We start from the raw sequence: 17,318 nt of genomic DNA on the forward strand, positions 1-17,318 counted from the left end.
AACATTTGGCCAAGCCTTTTCGTTGGACGTTTGACGGCAAATTGCTCAATATCTAAGATGTGATCTTGAATTTAAGCTATTGTGTACTAGCAAGCCGAAAAGGGTTTGCAGCAAGGTGTATTTTATCGTATTCCAATAGCTGAGCCAGATAAAGGGGTCCTCCGCTACACGCTGGTAGGCCAGCGTCGTGAAGCCTTTCGGCCACCAGGATACCGCGCCGCTGGCGAGCATTGCGGGTTGACTCAAGGACGCTGCCGTCACATACACAAACGGATACAGCATGATGACGGTCAACAACAACATCAAGATCACATTGACAACATCAAATAAACGCGACAGCACACCTTCTCCCGGTTGAAACCAGCGATAGGAGCGCTTCTTTTTCCCGGTTAACATGCCTCTGCTCCTTTCCGCAGCTTCACCACAGACTCGTTTCGGTGTACTTTTTGGCCATGCGATTGAAGAAAACGACCAGGACCAGCCCGATGACCGATTGGAACAATCCGACAGCGGTTGCAAAGCTGAAGTCCGCCTGAATCAATCCCCGCCGGTAGACAAAGCTGTTGATGACATCGGCCGTCTCATAAATCAACGGATTGTACAACAGGATGACTTTCTGTACGCCAATTTCCATAATATTGCCGATCTTGATCATAAACAGCACGACCATGACCGGTATCATGCCTTGCAGGGTAATGTGCTGCACCTGCTGCCATCGTCCGGCTCCGTCGATTTTGGCCGCTTCGTACAATGCCGGATTGATACCCGAGATCGCCGCCAAATAAAGAATGCTCTCCCAGCCAACCTTCTGCCACAGCTCTGAGCCGATGTAGATCGTACGGAACCATTGCGGCTCGGCCATAAAGAAAATCGGCTCAATGCCGAAGCGCATCAGCAAATGATTGACAATGCCTGTCGAAGGCGACAAGAAGTTCACCAGCATGCCGGCGATGACGACCGTGGAGATAAAGTGCGGCAAGTAGCTGACGGTTTGCACCAATCGTTTGAACAACACATGCCGCAGTTCATTGAGCAGCAGCGCCAAAACAATCGGCGCCGGGAACACGATCAGCAGCTCATATGCATTAAGCAGCAAGGTGTTGCGAATCAACAGCCAGGCATTGTGCGTGGTGAAAAAATTGCGAAAATGTTCCAGCCCGACCCATGCGCTCCCCATAATTCCTTTCCCGAGCGAATACTTTTGAAAAGCGATAATCACGCCGTACATCGGAACGTACTTGTAGATGAGATAATACAGCAATCCGGGAATCATCAACATATACAAGACCTTATCCTTGACGATCATCCGGACGTACAGACGCCACTCCGATGTATTCATCGCGTTTTCCTTTCCCCCTTTCCGCATTCATCGCTTGGACCTAAAGCGCTACCGGACTAAATGCCGCACCGGCAGCGCTTTCTTTCAAGCCTCCCCACTATACGACTTCCTCCGCAAATCCGTAAATCCGGCATATTTTCCAATCACGGTTTCTTGCTGGGCAAGGGGTTTGCGCCTGCGTACAGGAAAAAAACCGGGATAGGAAAAAAACGTACAGCGCATTATCCGCTCCCTTGCACTTTAATGAAACAAAAAAAGCTAAAGGGTGGTCCCATGAAGGCTTTGCGCCGCTTGCTTGCTTACTCGCACACCAACAAACTGTTCCGGCGGTTCATGCTCAGTTTTTCCTTAATGGTCATTTTCCCCTCGCTGGTCGCCAGCGCTGCCACCTACACGTATATTGTGAATAAATTTGAACAGGAAGCGGAAAAAAACCACCAGCTGATCAAAAATCAGCTCGCCCAGGAAATGGATCAGTTTCTCGGTTCACTGCAATCCGATATGGTCGGCGTGGTCGGCTCGGTGGCGGTCGAGCGTTGGATCAACCTGATTAATCAGCCCATGTTGTATGAACGAATTGAAGTTCAGGCCGGCGTGGAGCAGCATTTGCACGGCTTGCTCGATAACAAACGGATAGTTGATAGCGCATACATATTTGTGCCGGAGGCCAATATCGTGATCGGTACAGGAATCGGCGCCATGAGCGCCGCGCATTATTTTGAATTTTTGCAGCATCCTGCGGCGGACTCGGCCCCGGCTGTCGATCCGCAGTTTGCCGGCCGCCATATGATGACGTTCCTGCCCGGCGTTCATGTGGAGGAATACGGGTTGTTTACTTCGCGGCTGGACACCTCGAAGCGCCTGGTTTCGGCTGTCGTCAGCTACCCGCTTAATTCCGGCTCGCCTTCCGCATACCTGGTTGTGAACCTGCGGGAAGAAATGCTTGGAGAAGCCCTTCGCATCGATCACTACATGCCGTTTGAAACGGCCATCCTGGATGAAGGCGGCAGGCTAGTTGCACAGTCGGACGAGTTGCCGGTGGACGGCATGCAAATTGCGGCAGCGATCCCCGATGGATCGGCTGACCCGACCGTCGCTTCGATGATGAAGCTGGACGATGCGACGCAGCTATCGTTTATTCACTCCCGGTTTAATGCGTGGACGTATGTCATTCTGATCGATCTGCAAACCATTTTGGCGCCGGCTGCCGCCATCCGCCAATTGGCGATTGTGTTTCTGATCCTCTGCACGGCGATCGGGCTGGTCGTATCGCTGTTTTTGAGCCGGAGATTGTATCTGCCGATTCGCAGCATCAAGCAGCAGTTTGAAGAAGCGGGGCTGATCGGTTCGGCAGCGGCTCACGTCGCCGATGAAAATGAACTGCAGCTGATCAAGCGTTGGACGTCATCGACGTTGAACGAACATGCTTCGATGAATCGCCGGCTCAGCGAGCTGCAGCCCCTGCTGCATGAGCGGCTGCTGAACAAGCTGCTGGGCGGCGAAATCAAGGATGCAGATCAGATGGAGCGCGATGCGTTGGAATTGGGGATGGCTTTTGGCTATGACAGGGCCAGCGCCGTCATTGTCGTGGAATATCGCTTCCTGAAGCCGCCCGGCGGAGGCCGTTCCGTCGGCGAGCAGCACCTGATTCTGAGCAAGATCAAAACGTTGATTGGCGAGGCGCTTGAATCGGAGGTATGGATCTCCCAGCTGCAAGAGAACCGGTTGAGCTGCATCGTCCAGCTTCTCGACCTCCACAAGTCGGGGGACGGCAGCCGCGAAGCCGAAAAAATCCGGCAGGCGCTCAGTCTGTTCCGCGACGACCTGCGGGCAACGATCGCGCTTGGGCCGCTCGCGCACGAACCCGTCAAGCTGCGCGCCGGATACGCGCAAGCCTGCGCCTTGCTGGAGTGGAGAAGCCTGACCCGCGAAATCGAGGTGCTAAGCGGGATGATTCCCGAGGAGCGCAAGCTGATCGAGTGCTTTCTATCGGAGGAGGACACCGACAAGACCCGGCATATGCTGCTGCTGCCGGATACGCGGCTGCTAGCGCAAACGTTGTCCGTGTTACTCGACGATATGGCGCAGAAGATGGCCAGCGAACGCCAGATGCTGCAATTCGGACATGACATTTTAAACGCCTTGATTCGCGTACTGGGCAGCCTGACCGATCAGAATCTGGAGCTGTACGTCGCCTGGTCGCACGCGCTCTCCGAATGTGCCGACATGGAAAACCTCAAACATTTCTTTACCGGCGTATGCCAGGATATCGGGCAGATGATTGAAGACAATGAAAACCGCGACAGCGTGCTGGGGGAAATTATGGCGTATATCGAGGCGCATTATATGGAGGACTTGTCGATGGAAGCCTTTGCCGACAGATGCAAAATGTCGCTCGGCCACTTCAGCCGCTCCTTCAAAAAAGCTTCCGGCGTAAAGTATGTAGACTTTGTCGCATTTTGTCGCACGCATTCGCACCAACCAGGCCAAGGAGCTGCTAAAGCGCTCCGACCTGAAAATCGAACAGATCGCGAAGCAGGTCGGCTTCATCTCCAGCAACTCCTTTATTGCCAGCTTCAAAAAGATGGAAGGGATTACGCCGGGCAAATATCGCGCGATTTATCCGGAATAATTCATAATCATGATGCGACCGATTACCCCTGCGTCAACCCATTCATGTCGAAGCCATTGGCAAAATGCCGATGGTACGGGCGCGCGGACGGTATAGTGCTGGGGATGCATCAGATGCGCTGGCAGCTCCTGTATTCGCTAATATAAAAATGAGCCACTTAGGGGCGGTTTGATCACAATAGAAGTGAGCCACCGGATTTCCAATTCTATCGGGACCATCGAATTGGAGGAGAGTTCTGTTCGGGGAGTGTGTTTAAGGTTACGTTGGTGGGGGGTTGAGGAGGTGCAAGGCCGCGGCAAGGCAAGTGTAAGTCGACAAATGTTGGCGAGGAATGCCGCCTGTTTGTCACATCAATGAGTAGCACTACCATTACCATGGTTCATTAAAATAGCTCGAATTCTATTAATCCTTAGCACTTTTTGGTATAATCAGGAGGTGCAACAGACTTGGGTGGGTAGTATTGCCTCCAGAGCGGAGGTGATGCTCATGCAATTTTCGTTAACAGAAGTGGTCATGCTTGGCATGTTTTTGCTGGCTCTGCTCACATATCTGAAAAAACGAAAATAACCCGCCCAGGTTAGCGCCGAGGGAACGGGTTATTTTCTAAAGTCTCTCTGGGAGGCTTCCCACCCAAAATGTTGTACAGGGAGTCGGATGGCCGTCCGGCTCCTTTTTCTATACTAATCATAACACGGTTACTTTATTCATGCAATTGATCGGATGTCAGGTTTTCTTATAATGCTACATAGAACAGACAGCGAAAAAGGAGTATCTTAGTTGTATGAAACCTACACGAAGGAAGTTCACTCCCGAAGAAAAAGCGCGTGTAATGCTGGAAATGTTGAAGGAAGAGAAATCAGTTTCGCAGCTAGCGTCTGAGCATGGCATTCACGCGAATGTCCTCACCCGGTGGAAAAGCGAAGCGGTTCAGAACCTCTCGCAATTGTTCGTGGATGATCGAAAAGGCATCACGAAAATGAAACAGGAATACGAACAGCAAATCGACGAACTCTACGCTGAGGTGGGGAAACTCACCACGCAATTGTCGTGGATCAAAAAAAAATCTGGCCTCTAATTGGTCACGTGAAGAACGCCTCAAGCTTCTGGAATGGCAGGATCGCGAGCTGGCGATTGCCCTGCAACTGCAAGCCGATCTCCTCAGCCTGAATCGAAGCTCCCTTTACTACCAACCGGTCCCTCCCTCCCCGGAGGAGATACACCTCGAGCACCGGATCGATGAACCGTACACCGAGCACCCGTTTCTGGGGTACAGAAAGATTACTGCGATTATGAATCGGGAGGGCGATCCGATTCACAAAAACACCGTTCGGCACTATATGCGAGAGATAGGGATCATGGCCATCTATCCCGGCCCGAATCTGAGCAAGCGAGACCTGCAGCACCGGATTTATACCTATTTGCTGCGCAAGCTAAACATTACGGAGCCAGATCAGGTCTGGTCGGTTGATATTACCTACAGTACGCCCAGCTAACAAGCTCCCATAGTGGAGCGAAGTTACTTGAGCATGTTTGGAATACATGTCGATTTTTTTTTTACAGACATGTCCTTTCCCTGCTGTGAGGGGAAGTGAGCCGAAGCGGCGGTGACTTGCCGACACTGGCAAGGTGACGTAGTCCGCGGGAAACGGGGCTTGCGGCGAAGCGATTACGCCAAGATGAGTCTCTAGGCTGAGCATGGGAAGGTTGAGGAACACGAACCTATTAAACCGCATCTGAGGGTTGAAATGTCACCTCTGCCTACATCGCTTAACAGGCAGGTCGTGGATTGATATCCGTCACAGCCAGGGACGGTGTCACAAAAGTCGGTTGAATATGTAGGTTTACCGGCTGGAGTCATGAAGAGCGCACAGCTAGGTCATGATGTCTGCGACGACTTGCAGAAAGCAAGGATAAAGACTGCGATAGGCAACCTAACCCATGTGTGGAGTCCAACATGTGAACTGGGGAAGGTCTGCATAGATGTTAAAGAAGTGTGCCTCCGATGATATGCAGAATGACGGAGCCTCCGTAGTAGTCCGAGGTCGGGAAAGCCGGCTACATGGCAAAGGGAGGCAGTTTAAGTGGTTTGCTTGGCTCATTAACTGACCCTAGTGAGGTGAAGACCTTTGATAATCAGTGAAATGCAAAGCAAACTGGCGACATGGTCAACAGAAAACAAGGAACGCAAGTTCGACCGACTATTCAGACTAATGGCTGACAAGTCTTGGCTAAGTGAAGCGGCTCGCATCACCCTTGCTTCAAGTGGAGCTCGAACACCGGGTATAGATGGCATTGACAAACGCAAGATGGAAGAAAGACTTGATCTTGAACTGGAATTGTTACGCCATGAATTGCTGACTGGAAGGTACTGTCCGCAACCTGCCCGACGGGTGTACATCCCCAAAGCGAACGGAAAACTCAGACCGCTAGGTATTCCCTGCCTTAGAGATCGTATCGTGCAAAGAGCAATGCTGATGGTAATGGAACCGATATGGGAAAGTGATTTTCATCCTGCATCCTATGGTTTCAGACCTGCGCGAAGCGTCCATCATGCCATTCGAACTGTCAAGATGCAATTGCAAGATGGAAATGAACAAATGAAATCAACTGCTGGTCGCTGGGTCATTGAAGGTGACTTGGCAAGTTATTTCGATACTGTTCATCATCGGTTGCTCATGAAGGCTGTTCGTAAACGCATCTCCGACCATAAATTCCTTTCCTTGCTGTGGAGGATGATCAAAACAGGATGCGTAGACCGTGGTTTATTTCGCGCATCAAGCGAAGGAGTTCCTCAAGGCGGCGTCATTTCGCCGCTTCTATCCAATATTATGTTACACGAATTTGATCAATGGATGGAAGCAAAGTTTCTGAGTAAGAAGGTACGGAAAGATCGCTGGGCATGGAACTTCGGTATACAGAATGAGCGTCCGATTGCGATACGTGAAAATCGGCAATGGAAACCAGCAATCTCCTACTGTCGCTATGCAGACGACTTTATAGTCGTTGTCAAAGGAAGCAAGGCACAGGCTGAAGAAGTGCGAGAGGCATGTCGGGAATTTCTAGAAGATACACTGAAACTCACGCTAAATATGGAAAAGACACATATTACACACGTGAACGACGGCTTTATTTTTCTCGGTCATCGCATTATTCGCAAACGAGGAGCCCGCGGACGAATGCGTCCGGTCTCATCCATTCCATGGGAGAAATACCGCCGTTTCACGGAGAAGCTAGTCAAGCAACTGTCAGGTAATTACAGTGTGAATAGAATGGATTTGGTTGAAAGCCTTAACCGGCAACTTGCAGGATGGGCAAATTTCTACCAATATACCGACCATACTGCGACGATATTCAGTAAAGTAGATCGCACGGTATTTTGGAAACTCGGACACTGGCTTGCACGGAAGTACAAGCGTGGTTTCAGGGTTCTAATGCGAGAAATGGTCCGATCTCCAGAAAAGGGTAAAGCTAAGATCTGGGTTCTGCAAGGTCAAAATAGTCGGGGGCTCTCTATGGGGAGCTAGCGCTCAGACGACTAATAACCAGTCGAAAACGTTGGTTCACATGGCGAAATCCAGACGAAAACCCATACATTCTGCGTTCTGAGAAACGTCGAACAATTGAATCCTATTATGATGAAGTCGCCTTTGCTTTGAGCAACACTTAAATGGAGAGCCGGATGCGCTGAGAGGTGCAGGTCCGGTTCGGGAAGAAGAGGCAGGGAAATAGTTCGACTACGCCCTGTCTCTTACTTCACTCCGGATGAAGCACGGGTGGATGTATCTGTTTGCCATCATCGACTGGTATTCTCGATTCATCATCGATAGGCAGTTCGATCAAACGCTGGAGATTGGCTTTGTGCTGGAGACGATGAAACGAGCACGATTACTTCAAAGGCCTCACATCGTCAACAGCGATCAAGGCAGCCATTTTACCAGCCCCAAGTACATTAAACTGCTCATTAAACATGAGGTGCTAATCAGCATGGACGGCAAGGGCCGCGCGACGGATAACATTGCGATTGAGCGCTTCTGGCGTAGTCTAAAGTACAATGAAATCTATCTTCAGGACTACCAGAGCCCCAGAAAAACCAGGCAAGGGATCGAACGCTACATTCACTTGCACAATCGGTATCTGCCGCATCAATCGCTTCGTAACCTTACACCTGAGGCGGTATACACCCGGACTGTTCTGCTTCCATCCACAAGTGAATAATCAGGGGCTCCCGCGCCTTCGCTTGGGCCTTGTCCTCCACCAGTGGACATCGCTATGTGGGATGCCTTAGTTCCCAAATTTCCAATTCTAATGCTTTTCCAAGCGGAGGCAACGAAACGATAGAACAAACATTGTACATCTTTTCTCACCTTAAGATTTTAAAATAACTGTCTTGACATCTTGTAGCACCATAAAAAATCATATTATCCCGCGATCACTTAGTTGATTTGACAAAGTGTGAAGTGGGAGAATAATATCATTTGCAACCTCGAGAGCTAAACTTTTATCAATCTTTGAAGGGTTATGCGTCAATGAGTGTAAAAATTTATCGTAATTTTCATTCGCAAATTTAACATTAACACCAGCTAAAAAGTTATTGAGTGCATAGTGTCCTTTGAAAATCTTTTTAACTTCCTGCTTTTGATGTTCTAATGGATCATTTCTAGTAATGCGCATAACAGATTGAATATCAGATAACATACCAGTGATATTATCTTTAAATTCACTACTGAGAGGGAACGGTCTCTTAGAGTAATATTTCTTTACAATATCCTCAAGGATAGCACGAAAAGAAATTACATAAAGCATATATTTATCATCGTATTTCAAGCCTACCAATTGTTTCACTAACCCGCTAACATCTCTCAAATCGATATCTCCATGAAAATGACTACTTGTTGTAAAGAAATCATCTTCACTAACCATCCCAGTGATTTTTCTTTTTTTAACCTTAATAAGGAGTGTTTCTTTCATGCTTCCTTCATAATAATCGATGTGATATTCACCGTGTTGATTCTCGTGCATAAATATATTATTTTGAATTTTACATGCGCTTCGAGGTATTATTTTCAAAGTAGCTGTTGTATATTCACTATTTATAATTGTTGGGTCTAATAAATAACAATTTTCACCCATTGTTATATTAATTTCGGAAACCTTTAATATTTTCCGTTCCTCTTCAACTGAGTCAGGTTGTCCTCCCTGACCTTGCTCGCCTTGGCCTTGTCCGCCTTGGCCTTGTCCACCCTGGCCTTGTCCACCTTGGCCTTGTCCACCCTGGCCTTGTCCACCTTGGCCTTGTCCACCCTGGCCTTGTCCACCTTGACCTTGTCCACCCTTGCCTTGTCCACCTTGACCTTGTCCACCTTGGCCTTGTCCACCTTGGCCTTGTCCACCTTGGCCTTGTCCACCTTGGCCTTGTCCACCTTGGCCTTGTCCACCTTGAGCATTGTTTGTTGGAATAAAAGTGTGGTTTTTAATTGCGTAATCAATATTTATAGTTATAAATAAAATGTAAATATATAAAATATCCATAAATTTGTGATAATTAATATTTTCAATGAAGCCACCGCGCTCATTTGAAATCTTAAGACCAGCTTCATGCTCATTAAATCGATCAAAATTAACATATCCGTATACATTGTGTTGTCTAAAATTGTTATTTTTCTTAACCTGACTTACATTAGTTAATTGTAGCCAATCGTTATTTTTATTCAAATAGTTGTATAATGCAAACTTGTTGACATATAGACGAATACCGCTCTCAAACCTGTGGAATTTCGCATTCCTCTTGTCTCTTTTCATATACCACTTTCCCTCAAAGCTCGGTACAGATATTTCCCTTCGTTCGATAAGACCATTTGTTAAAAAATCATCAAATGACATACTAAGTGGCTTAATATTATATATGTCTCTAATAATTTCATTAGCAGTAAATAAGTTATCAATTTTAATTTCAATCTCCGAGTTCGAAACTCTAGAATCTTCTACATCATACTTGTACTTTAGTATGTTTGTTTTACTTTCATAGCTAAAAGACACTATCGCATTGAATTCTTCTTCAAAGCTATTAACGTTATCTATATCGAGGTTAAATCTAACCCCATTCTTAATCACTATTACTTTTGGCACTGTTATCTTTGCTTGAAAATTGTATAATGAAATATGTTTAAACTTACTAAGTTCCTTTTCGGAACTTAATAGAAGAATGTTGTCTTCTTCTATGCCTGAAATTAGTATTTCTGTTCCTAAAGCATAGTTTTCATGAGCAACATATTCATAATAAAACTTTTTATGCCCTTTGAACCATTCGAAGTAATACTTTTCCCCGTTGGAGTTAAATGATCTAACTTCAATTTTCGTTCCTAAAGAAAACATAGAATAGAAAGCAAGCCCTTTACTACCTAAGAGCATCTCTCCATTTACATTTTGAATAAAGTCGTCTCTTTTTTTGTTTGATGCTGCAATATTCCCAAGATTTAATATATCTTCGAGTTTGAAACCATCACCATTGTCAATTACTTTTATCGTATTATTTATTGTATCAATATGGACTGTAACTGATTTTGCATTTGCATCCACGCCATTTTTAATTAATTCTGAAAGAACTACGAACGGGCTAGTTACGTTGCCAATTACCTCAACTATGTTTTCTTCTTCTACTTTAACTTCGACACTATTCATACACTCTCCCCCTTCCTAAATATTAAAACAGTTTCTGAATTCATAGACTGTACTGGACCAATATTTTCTATGCGCGAAACCATTTTGGGAATTCTTTTCCTGGAAATACTTCTATCTATTTCAGCTTCAATTTCTAATCCATTTTTTATACAGAATTCCTTTGTAATTTCATCTAATTTGATTTCTGTATTATCGACTCTTCGATTACCTAAAGTTAAAACCATCATATGGCCCGGCTTAAGAACGCGGATCATCTTCTGGATAACAATAAAATAGTCATGAAAAAAATTTTTAATCTTTTTTTGCTTTTCAATACTAATAGTCTTCAGGAGATTAACTAGAACTTCTGATGGAATATCATCCGACTTAGAGATAACAGGATTAATTTTCCCTCCTAAACTTGAGGAATCGATAGCAGAGAAGTTTTTGATTAATTCATCACTTGATATGCTTAGATCTTTATGATCTATCCACAGCAAGCTCAAAATAGAAAATTGTCCATATGTCACTGTAGTTCCATTATCTCCATATGGCGGCGACGTACAAATAAAATCAATACTGTTTGCCTCCATTTTATCCATTGCATCCAAAGCATCTCCTTGTATTAACAACTTGCTATTGGACTTAGGAGTATCAAAAGAATTAACATTATTCTCAACAGCGCAAATAAAATCTTCAATAATGTTATTCTCCATAATTTTGATTTTGTTTTCTTCTTTTATATGTAACTTGAAAGTGGAACTTCTAGTATTACTATACTTCCTAACCAAATCGGACATGCATGTCCAGTAGTATTCCCTATTTCGTTTGTCTTTCTCATCAATTATACTTCTTCTAATAATTGATAAATCGTGAATCACATCTTTCCTAAACCATTTTCCGATTTTCTCGAAATAATGCAAATCCATCATTTTTTCTCTATATTTATTTATTCTTAAGAGAAGTTCCTCGTTACTGTTGTATATAGTGTCCTTATTGACTCCTTGAAGCTTAACCTTTGTAATGAGATTTGCCAAAGGATTTATGTCAATACCTATTAAGTCTAAACCGAAACGATTACCTTCTACTAATGTTGTGCCTGATCCGTGGAAGGGATCAAATATATTAGATATGTTACCTTCCATATTAATAACATCCTCAATTAACTTATGTTGCATGGGGGCAACCATCATTGCAGGATAGTTAGCTATTTTATGAACTCCGTCTCTCTTGATTTTCTCAAAATTCCAATATGTATCTCCGTAGCTTTTTAGTTTTTGCTGTAAATTTAGTTTCATAGTCAGCCACTTCCCACTATTGATATATTTCCAGCTAATTAAAGAGATCACGTACAAATCTTTACTACAATAATTCACAGTTGATCCTATGATATCATATCCTGCTGTCGAATGCTGTCAAAAACAGTCGGGCACAGTGGCACTTTTTATAGTACGGGGGATATCCTGAATCTCCCTAAAAAGCAATGTCTTCAAAATCAGGTACGTATTCCTTTCCAGCGTATGATCCGTGAACACCTGATTCGTGATTAGTATCTATGTTAAAAAAATCAAAGTTATACGAAAGACCACCTCTATTTTAGCTTGACAAGGTGGTCTTTCATTATTTTGCTGCTGATATTCATTTCAAAAGTAGCTGAACTGAAGAGTCCTCTCTTTGTATGTTAAAAATCACTCCTCATATCCACCCATTTCAAATCCAGAACAACCGATACTTTAATCGTATCCCTCAACATCTTGTTTTTATAGTCACCGTCATCCTGTACAAAGGAGAAATACTTCGCCGAATGCTCAAAACTATAGACTTCTAGGTATCGACGCGACATATCCCCACCACGCACTCCACATGTGTTGTATGCGGAAACATATCCACGGGCTGCACCTCCACCGCCTTGTAGCCCCCGCCCTCGAGCACGCGCAGGTCGCGGGCCAGGGTGGCGGGGTTGCAGGAGACGTAGACGACGCGCGGCGGGCGCATCTGCAGGATCGTCTCCAGCAGCGCCTCGTCGCAGCCCTTGCGCGGCGGATCGACGACAATGACGTCGGCCTGGATGCCTTGCGCGCGCCAGCGCGGCATGACCTCCTCCGACAGCCCGACCTCGAAGGTCGCGTTGGCGATGCCGTTCAGCTCGGCGTTGCGCCGCGCATCCTGGATTGCCTCGGGCACGACCTCGACGCCGTACACCTGCCCGGCCTGCCGCGCTAGGAACAGCGAAATCGTGCCGATCCCGCAGTAGGCGTCGATCACCGTCTCGTCGCCAGTCAGACGTGCATACTCGACCGCCTTGCGATACAGCGCCACCGTCTGCTGCGGGTTCACCTGGTAGAACGAGCGCGCCGAGATGGCGAAGCGAATGCCGTCCAGTTCGTCGTAGATCACCTCGCTGCCCCACAGCAGCTTGGTCTCGTCGCCGAAGATGACGTTCGTCCGCTTCGTGTTCACGTTCTGCACGATGCTCGTCACGCCTGGCAGCGCCTCGCGGATCTGCGCGATCCACTCGTCCGCCCGTGGCAGCCGGGCCCCGTTCGTGACGAGCACGACCATCGTCTCACCAGTGGCGAAGCCGCTGCGCACGACGACATGGCGCAGCAGCCCGCGTCCGCTCGCTTCGTCGTAGGCGCGCACGCCGAGCGCATTGCCAATCTGCTTCACGATGCGGACCGCTTCGTCGTTGCGCCCATCCTGAATGAGGCACGCGTCCATGTCGATGATGCGGTGACTGCCCTGCGCGTAGAAGCCGCCGATCAGATGGGTGCTGCCCGCTCCCCCATCAGCCCCGCCGCCGCTAACGCCATCCGCCGGCGCGCTGCCGATCGGCACCTGCGCCTTGTTGCGGTAGCGCCATGGCTCGTCCATGCCGAGCGTCTCGTGCACGACGATGCCGCCGGCCAGCTCGGCCGCCCCGCTCCCGTCTCGCTGCGGCGACGCCTCGCCGGAGGGCTCCGCAGGGGCCGCCTCAGGCAAGCCATCCGCAGCATTTTCAACGCTCGTCCTCGTTCTGTCCGCTGCAGCTCGCTCTGCGGTCGATCCGGCTCGAACTCCCGCCTCCCCCGCCACATCCAGCTTTCCGATTCGCTGCAGACTGTCGATCACATGCTGCCGCTTCCAGCGCAGCTGCGCCGGATAGCTCAGGTGCTGCAGCTGACACCCGCCGCACTGGGCGTGGATCGGACACGGCGCGTCGGTGCGGTCGGGACTCGCCTCCAGCAGCTCCAGCAGCTTGGCGTAGCCATACGTCTTTTTGACCTTGAGCACCTTGGCCCGCACGCGCTCGCCCGGCAGCGCCCCACGAATAAAAAGGGTAAAGCCGTCCACCCGGCCTACCCCGTCACCCTCATGCGTCAAGCCGACGATGTCGGCCATGACCGTTTCATTTTTCGTTACCGGTATACCCGTTGCACCCTTGTCTGCCATCACGATCCCTACACTCCTACCCGTCCCCAGATTGTCTCGTTCGTTCCGGATTGTCTCGTTCGTCGCCGCAGCAGCAGCGCAGCGCCCAACCAGCTCCCAGCGAGCTCCCAACACGCAGTGTTGTGCTGCATGACGGCGGTCGGTCATCCACCAACTGCAAAAGTACAGTTATTTTGCATGAAATCGCCTGATTTAACGCCGCAAAATGCAAAAATACAGTTAAAATCAAGAAATATACCCGATTCGGCAAAAATACGCTGCTTTTAACTGTATTTATACAGTTGAAATGCCCAAGGGCATGAAGAAACCAATTTCAACTGTACTTTTGCAGTCCGCGCAGCCAACATCAACATCCTTACCTGCACCAATCGAATCAAGGCGATCCGCCTACCGGTACGAAGAAGCCCCCGACTCATCCACGATGATCTTCAGATGCGAGCGCAGCACGGTGAAGCTGCACGGCAGCGTGCCGCCGTATTCGCCGTCGAGGTTGAGCTGGACGTAGCCCGGCGTCGTGACCTCGAGATAGTTGGTGCGGAAGTGGAGCACATGCGGGTCGTTGAGGTGCTCGCCGCGCAGCGCCATCGAGGCGATGCGGATGAATTCCGCGAGGTTGCACTTTTTGAGCAGGATCACGTCGAACAGGCCGTCCTCCAGGCTCGCGAGCGGGGCGAGCTTCTCGAAGCCGCCGACGGAATTGCTGTTGCAGATTAGGAACAGCATGAATTCCTCGTGCAGGTCCTCGTGCCCGTTGGCGCGAATGCGCAGCTCCGTCGGACGCAGCCGCGTCATCTTCTCCAGCCCCTTCATATAATAGGCGAGCTGGCCGATCATCGTCTTGAGTCGGCTCGGCACCTCGTACGTCAGCTCGGTGAGCGAGCCGCCGCCCGCAATATTGATAAAGTAGCGCTGATTGGCCCGCCCCACGTCGATCTCCCGCGTATACTGCTGGATGATCAGGTCACAGGCGTACTCCCAGTGCTTGGGGATGCCGAGCGCCCGCGCGAAGTCGTTGGTCGTGCCGAGCGGCAGGATGCCGAGCGGCGGCCGGTTGGCCTTGCCCGCCATGCCGTTGATGACCTCGTAGAGTGTGCCGTCGCCGCCCGCCGCGATGACGAGGTCAAAGCCGCGCTCCACCGCCTCCGCCGCCGCCAGCGAAGCGTCCCCCTCGCCCGAGGTGGCGTGGCAGCTCGTCTCGATGCCGCCCATCTCCAGCCGCTGCAGGATGTCCGGCAGCCGCCGCTTCATCTCTTCTCTGCCCGAAGTCGGGTTATAAATTAATCTTGCCCGCTTGTATGTCATTCGCCACGAACCCCCGTTCGCATGTCATCGATCCTTGCCGCCGCCCCCCAGATGCTCCACCTTACTCGCCGTCGTCGGGCGCTCAGCCGTCCAGCCGATCCTCAGCGCCGCCGTCCAGACGGTCCGCAGCGCCGCCCGCAATCCAGGCCGCGATGCGCCGCTCCATCCAGCGCACCGCCGCCGCGCCCGGCAGCAGCGCACGGCCATTGTACCGATAGTCCAGCTCCGCGAGCCGCCGCGGAATGACCTTACTCGTAAAATATCCGCTGCTCAAAAACACCGGCGCCACCAGCACCGCGTCCTCCGGATGCGCCGCCTGCAGCCTGCGCAGCGCCGCGCCCGCCTCGTCCGGCAGCAGCAGCGCCGTCTCTACGCGGGCATAGCCGCCGCGCGCTTGCAATTGCTCCGCAAGCCCGCGCAGCCCGGCCATCCAGCGCGCCCGCAGCGCCGGCAGCTCGCTGCCGTGGCCGAGCAGCAGCACCGACTCGCGCGCCGGCGCCGCCGACAGCTCGCGCAGATGCGCCAGCAGCTGCTCCGCCACCTCCGCGTCGGCGTCCATCGGCGCGCCGACCGTGACACGGGCGCGCCTCACCGTGAACGCCGGCAGCTCGCCCGCCCGCTCCGCCGTCAGCGCCGGGCCGCCGAAGGCTTGCGTGATGTCGTCGACATGCGTGCTGCCCGAGGAAACGAACAACGGCAGCACGTACAGCTCGGTCACGCCCTGCCGCTCCAGCGCGTCGACGCCGTCCTGGATGAGACGGCCCTCCACCAGCTCGAGGTACCCCGCCACGATCGGCACGCCGCCGGGCGCCGCGACCTGCGCCACCGCCTCGTCCACGAGCCGGACCCATCCGGGCTCGCGCGAGCCGTGGCTGACGACCAGCACGCCGCGCGTCATCGGCTAGCGCCCCAGGCGGTCGAGCGCCAGCTTGTAGCCGTCGTTGCCGTAGTTGAGGCAGCGCTTGACCCGCGAGATCGTCGCCGTGCTGGCGCCCGTCTCCGCCTCAATCTGATTATACGTCGCACCCTTGCCGAGCATGCGTGCGACCTCCAACCGCTGGGACAGCGACTGGATCTCGTTGACCGTGCACAGATCGTCGAAGAAGACGTAGCATTCCTCCACCGTCTTGAGCGTCAGGATCGCCTCGAAGAGCTGGTCGACCGATTTATCGTTCAGCTTTTTCAGCTGCATAGCATGATGTCCCCCTTAATACGTGCTTCCTACCTGTATTGTATCGGCTTTCTCCCCGTTATTCAAGCGTCACCGTATTCACGCTGTACAGAGTCAAAGAACCGCCTCGGCCTCCAACCCCAGGCAAGCGCAACACCGTGTCGCCCCCCGAAGCAACCGCCTGCCTGGCCGAATGGGCGCCGCCACGTCGACAACCGTCGCGAGAAATGCGCCGGACCGGGACATCCGTCCAATCCGTATGTTCGCCTACGACATAGACTGAAGTAAGAAAACTATTGAAAAAGGGTTGTGATTCGTGTGCAATATCGTACGCATCCGCAAGCGCGAGGCGCCCACCGGGCGTTCACCGGGCAGCAGCCGGGCATGCCGCAGGCCGATCCGTTCGCCTTCGGCGGCGGCATGCAGGGCCAGGCGCCGCAGGTGCTGATGCCGCCGGTCGTGCCGGGCGCGCAGCAGCTCGTCGATCCGTCCGCTTCGTCGGCCGGCGGGGCCGCGGGCGCCGCGCTCGGCAAGCTCGGCGAGCTCAAGGGCATCATCGACCGCATGGGCGGCATCGACGGCATCGTCGGCACGATGGGCAAGGTGCAGAAGATGATTGCCAGCGTCCAGCAGATGGCGCCGATGGTGAAGCTGCTCATGGGCTCGCTCGGCAGCAAAAAGGGCGGCGGCGTGGCCACCTCCGACGACGACGATGGCGAATGGGCGCCGCCGCGCCGCCGCAGGCGCCGCCCCGCAGGCAGCGGCTCGGCCAGCCGGCCGCGCCG

General features: G+C 50.9%; 12 protein-coding genes and 2 pseudogenes. 6 read left to right on the forward strand and 8 right to left on the reverse strand.

The annotated features are described in order from the left end of the window. Positions 1-45 precede the first annotated feature (45 nt). Both IDH44_RS25415 and IDH44_RS25420 read right to left on the reverse strand, forming a co-directional pair. A complete protein-coding gene (locus tag IDH44_RS25415; protein WP_190921630.1) occupies positions 46-396 on the reverse strand; it encodes an ABC transporter permease family protein in 351 nt (116 codons plus the stop codon). A gap of 22 nt (positions 397-418) precedes the next feature. Further along, complete coding sequence (locus tag IDH44_RS25420; protein WP_223870038.1) at positions 419-1,339, reverse strand: ABC transporter permease; 921 nt, start codon at positions 1,337-1,339, stop codon at positions 419-421. A gap of 60 nt (positions 1,340-1,399) precedes the next feature. Between IDH44_RS25420 and IDH44_RS27545 the strand changes: the two genes are divergently transcribed. The 5 genes and pseudogenes from IDH44_RS27545 to IDH44_RS25445 all read left to right on the forward strand — a co-directional run bounded on the left by IDH44_RS27545 (position 1,400) and on the right by IDH44_RS25445 (position 8,186). After that, positions 1,400-4,117: an AraC family transcriptional regulator gene (locus tag IDH44_RS27545; protein ID WP_190921631.1), complete on the forward strand. Its 2,718-nt coding sequence runs from the start codon at positions 1,400-1,402 to the stop codon at positions 4,115-4,117. A gap of 692 nt (positions 4,118-4,809) precedes the next feature. After that, positions 4,810-4,902 (forward strand): annotated as a pseudogene (locus IDH44_RS27490) (transposase); the annotation flags it as partial. A gap of 48 nt (positions 4,903-4,950) precedes the next feature. Beyond that, positions 4,951-5,449, forward strand: a pseudogene (locus tag IDH44_RS27495) (IS3 family transposase); the annotation flags it as partial. A 648-nt stretch (positions 5,450-6,097) separates the two neighbouring features. Then, on the forward strand, positions 6,098-7,495 hold the full coding sequence (ltrA, locus tag IDH44_RS25440) for a group II intron reverse transcriptase/maturase (RefSeq protein ID WP_223870039.1): 1,398 nt from the start codon (positions 6,098-6,100) through the stop codon (positions 7,493-7,495). A gap of 253 nt (positions 7,496-7,748) precedes the next feature. Then, positions 7,749-8,186: an integrase core domain-containing protein gene (locus tag IDH44_RS25445; RefSeq protein ID WP_190921633.1), complete on the forward strand. Its 438-nt coding sequence runs from the start codon at positions 7,749-7,751 to the stop codon at positions 8,184-8,186. A gap of 198 nt (positions 8,187-8,384) precedes the next feature. Here the strand turns inward: IDH44_RS25445 and IDH44_RS27065 are convergent, their stop codons facing one another. The 6 genes from IDH44_RS27065 to IDH44_RS25475 all read right to left on the reverse strand — a co-directional run bounded on the left by IDH44_RS27065 (position 8,385) and on the right by IDH44_RS25475 (position 16,554). Then, a complete protein-coding gene (locus IDH44_RS27065; protein ID WP_190921634.1) occupies positions 8,385-10,649 on the reverse strand; it encodes an ATP-binding protein in 2,265 nt (754 codons plus the stop codon). After that, entirely contained in the window at positions 10,646-12,004 is a 1,359-nt protein-coding gene (locus IDH44_RS25455; RefSeq protein WP_397326848.1) for a DNA methyltransferase, read from the reverse strand. Before IDH44_RS25455 ends, IDH44_RS27065 begins: the two co-directional genes overlap by 4 nt. A 448-nt stretch (positions 12,005-12,452) precedes the next feature. Further along, a complete protein-coding gene (gene rlmD / locus IDH44_RS25460) occupies positions 12,453-14,060 on the reverse strand; it encodes a 23S rRNA (uracil(1939)-C(5))-methyltransferase RlmD (RefSeq protein WP_223870043.1) in 1,608 nt (535 codons plus the stop codon). 387 nt (positions 14,061-14,447) lie between these two features. Further along, positions 14,448-15,362, reverse strand: a complete 915-nt coding sequence (locus IDH44_RS25465) for a diacylglycerol kinase (protein ID WP_190921637.1) — start codon at positions 15,360-15,362, stop codon at positions 14,448-14,450. Between the two features lie 82 nt (positions 15,363-15,444). Next, positions 15,445-16,260, reverse strand: coding sequence for a sirohydrochlorin chelatase (locus IDH44_RS25470; protein WP_190921638.1), 816 nt, complete (start codon positions 16,258-16,260; stop codon positions 15,445-15,447). 3 nt (positions 16,261-16,263) lie between these two features. Beyond that, the gene (locus IDH44_RS25475; protein WP_190921639.1) at positions 16,264-16,554 is read right to left on the reverse strand and encodes a YerC/YecD family TrpR-related protein; all 291 of its coding nucleotides are present in this window, start codon (positions 16,552-16,554) and stop codon (positions 16,264-16,266) included. Positions 16,555-16,851: 297 nt separating this feature from the next. Between IDH44_RS25475 and IDH44_RS26860 the strand changes: the two genes are divergently transcribed. After that, on the forward strand, positions 16,852-17,318 hold a 467-nt coding region (locus IDH44_RS26860; RefSeq protein ID WP_223870040.1), incomplete at its 3' end, for an oligopeptidase.

Source organism: Paenibacillus sabuli (genome assembly GCF_014705605.1).
Taxonomy (GTDB): domain Bacteria; phylum Bacillota; class Bacilli; order Paenibacillales; family Paenibacillaceae; genus Paenibacillus_D; species Paenibacillus_D sabuli.

Bases quoted from the DNA above. Each gene is read 5' to 3' on its own strand.
- IDH44_RS27065 (WP_190921634.1), bottom strand. From the start codon at position 10,649: ATGAATAGTGTCGAAGTTAAAGTAGAAGAAGAAAACATAGTTGAGGTA.
- IDH44_RS25445 (WP_190921633.1), top strand. From the start codon at position 7,749: ATGTATCTGTTTGCCATCATCGACTGGTATTCTCGATTCATCATCGAT.
- IDH44_RS25415 (WP_190921630.1), bottom strand. From the start codon at position 396: ATGTTAACCGGGAAAAAGAAGCGCTCCTATCGCTGGTTTCAACCGGGA.
- IDH44_RS25470 (WP_190921638.1), bottom strand. From the start codon at position 16,260: ATGACGCGCGGCGTGCTGGTCGTCAGCCACGGCTCGCGCGAGCCCGGA.
- IDH44_RS25420 (WP_223870038.1), bottom strand. From the start codon at position 1,339: ATGAATACATCGGAGTGGCGTCTGTACGTCCGGATGATCGTCAAGGAT.
- IDH44_RS25465 (WP_190921637.1), bottom strand. From the start codon at position 15,362: ATGACATACAAGCGGGCAAGATTAATTTATAACCCGACTTCGGGCAGA.
- rlmD (WP_223870043.1), bottom strand. From the start codon at position 14,060: ATGGCAGACAAGGGTGCAACGGGTATACCGGTAACGAAAAATGAAACG.
- IDH44_RS25475 (WP_190921639.1), bottom strand. From the start codon at position 16,554: ATGCAGCTGAAAAAGCTGAACGATAAATCGGTCGACCAGCTCTTCGAG.
- IDH44_RS27545 (WP_190921631.1), top strand. From the start codon at position 1,400: ATGCCGCACCGGCAGCGCTTTCTTTCAAGCCTCCCCACTATACGACTT.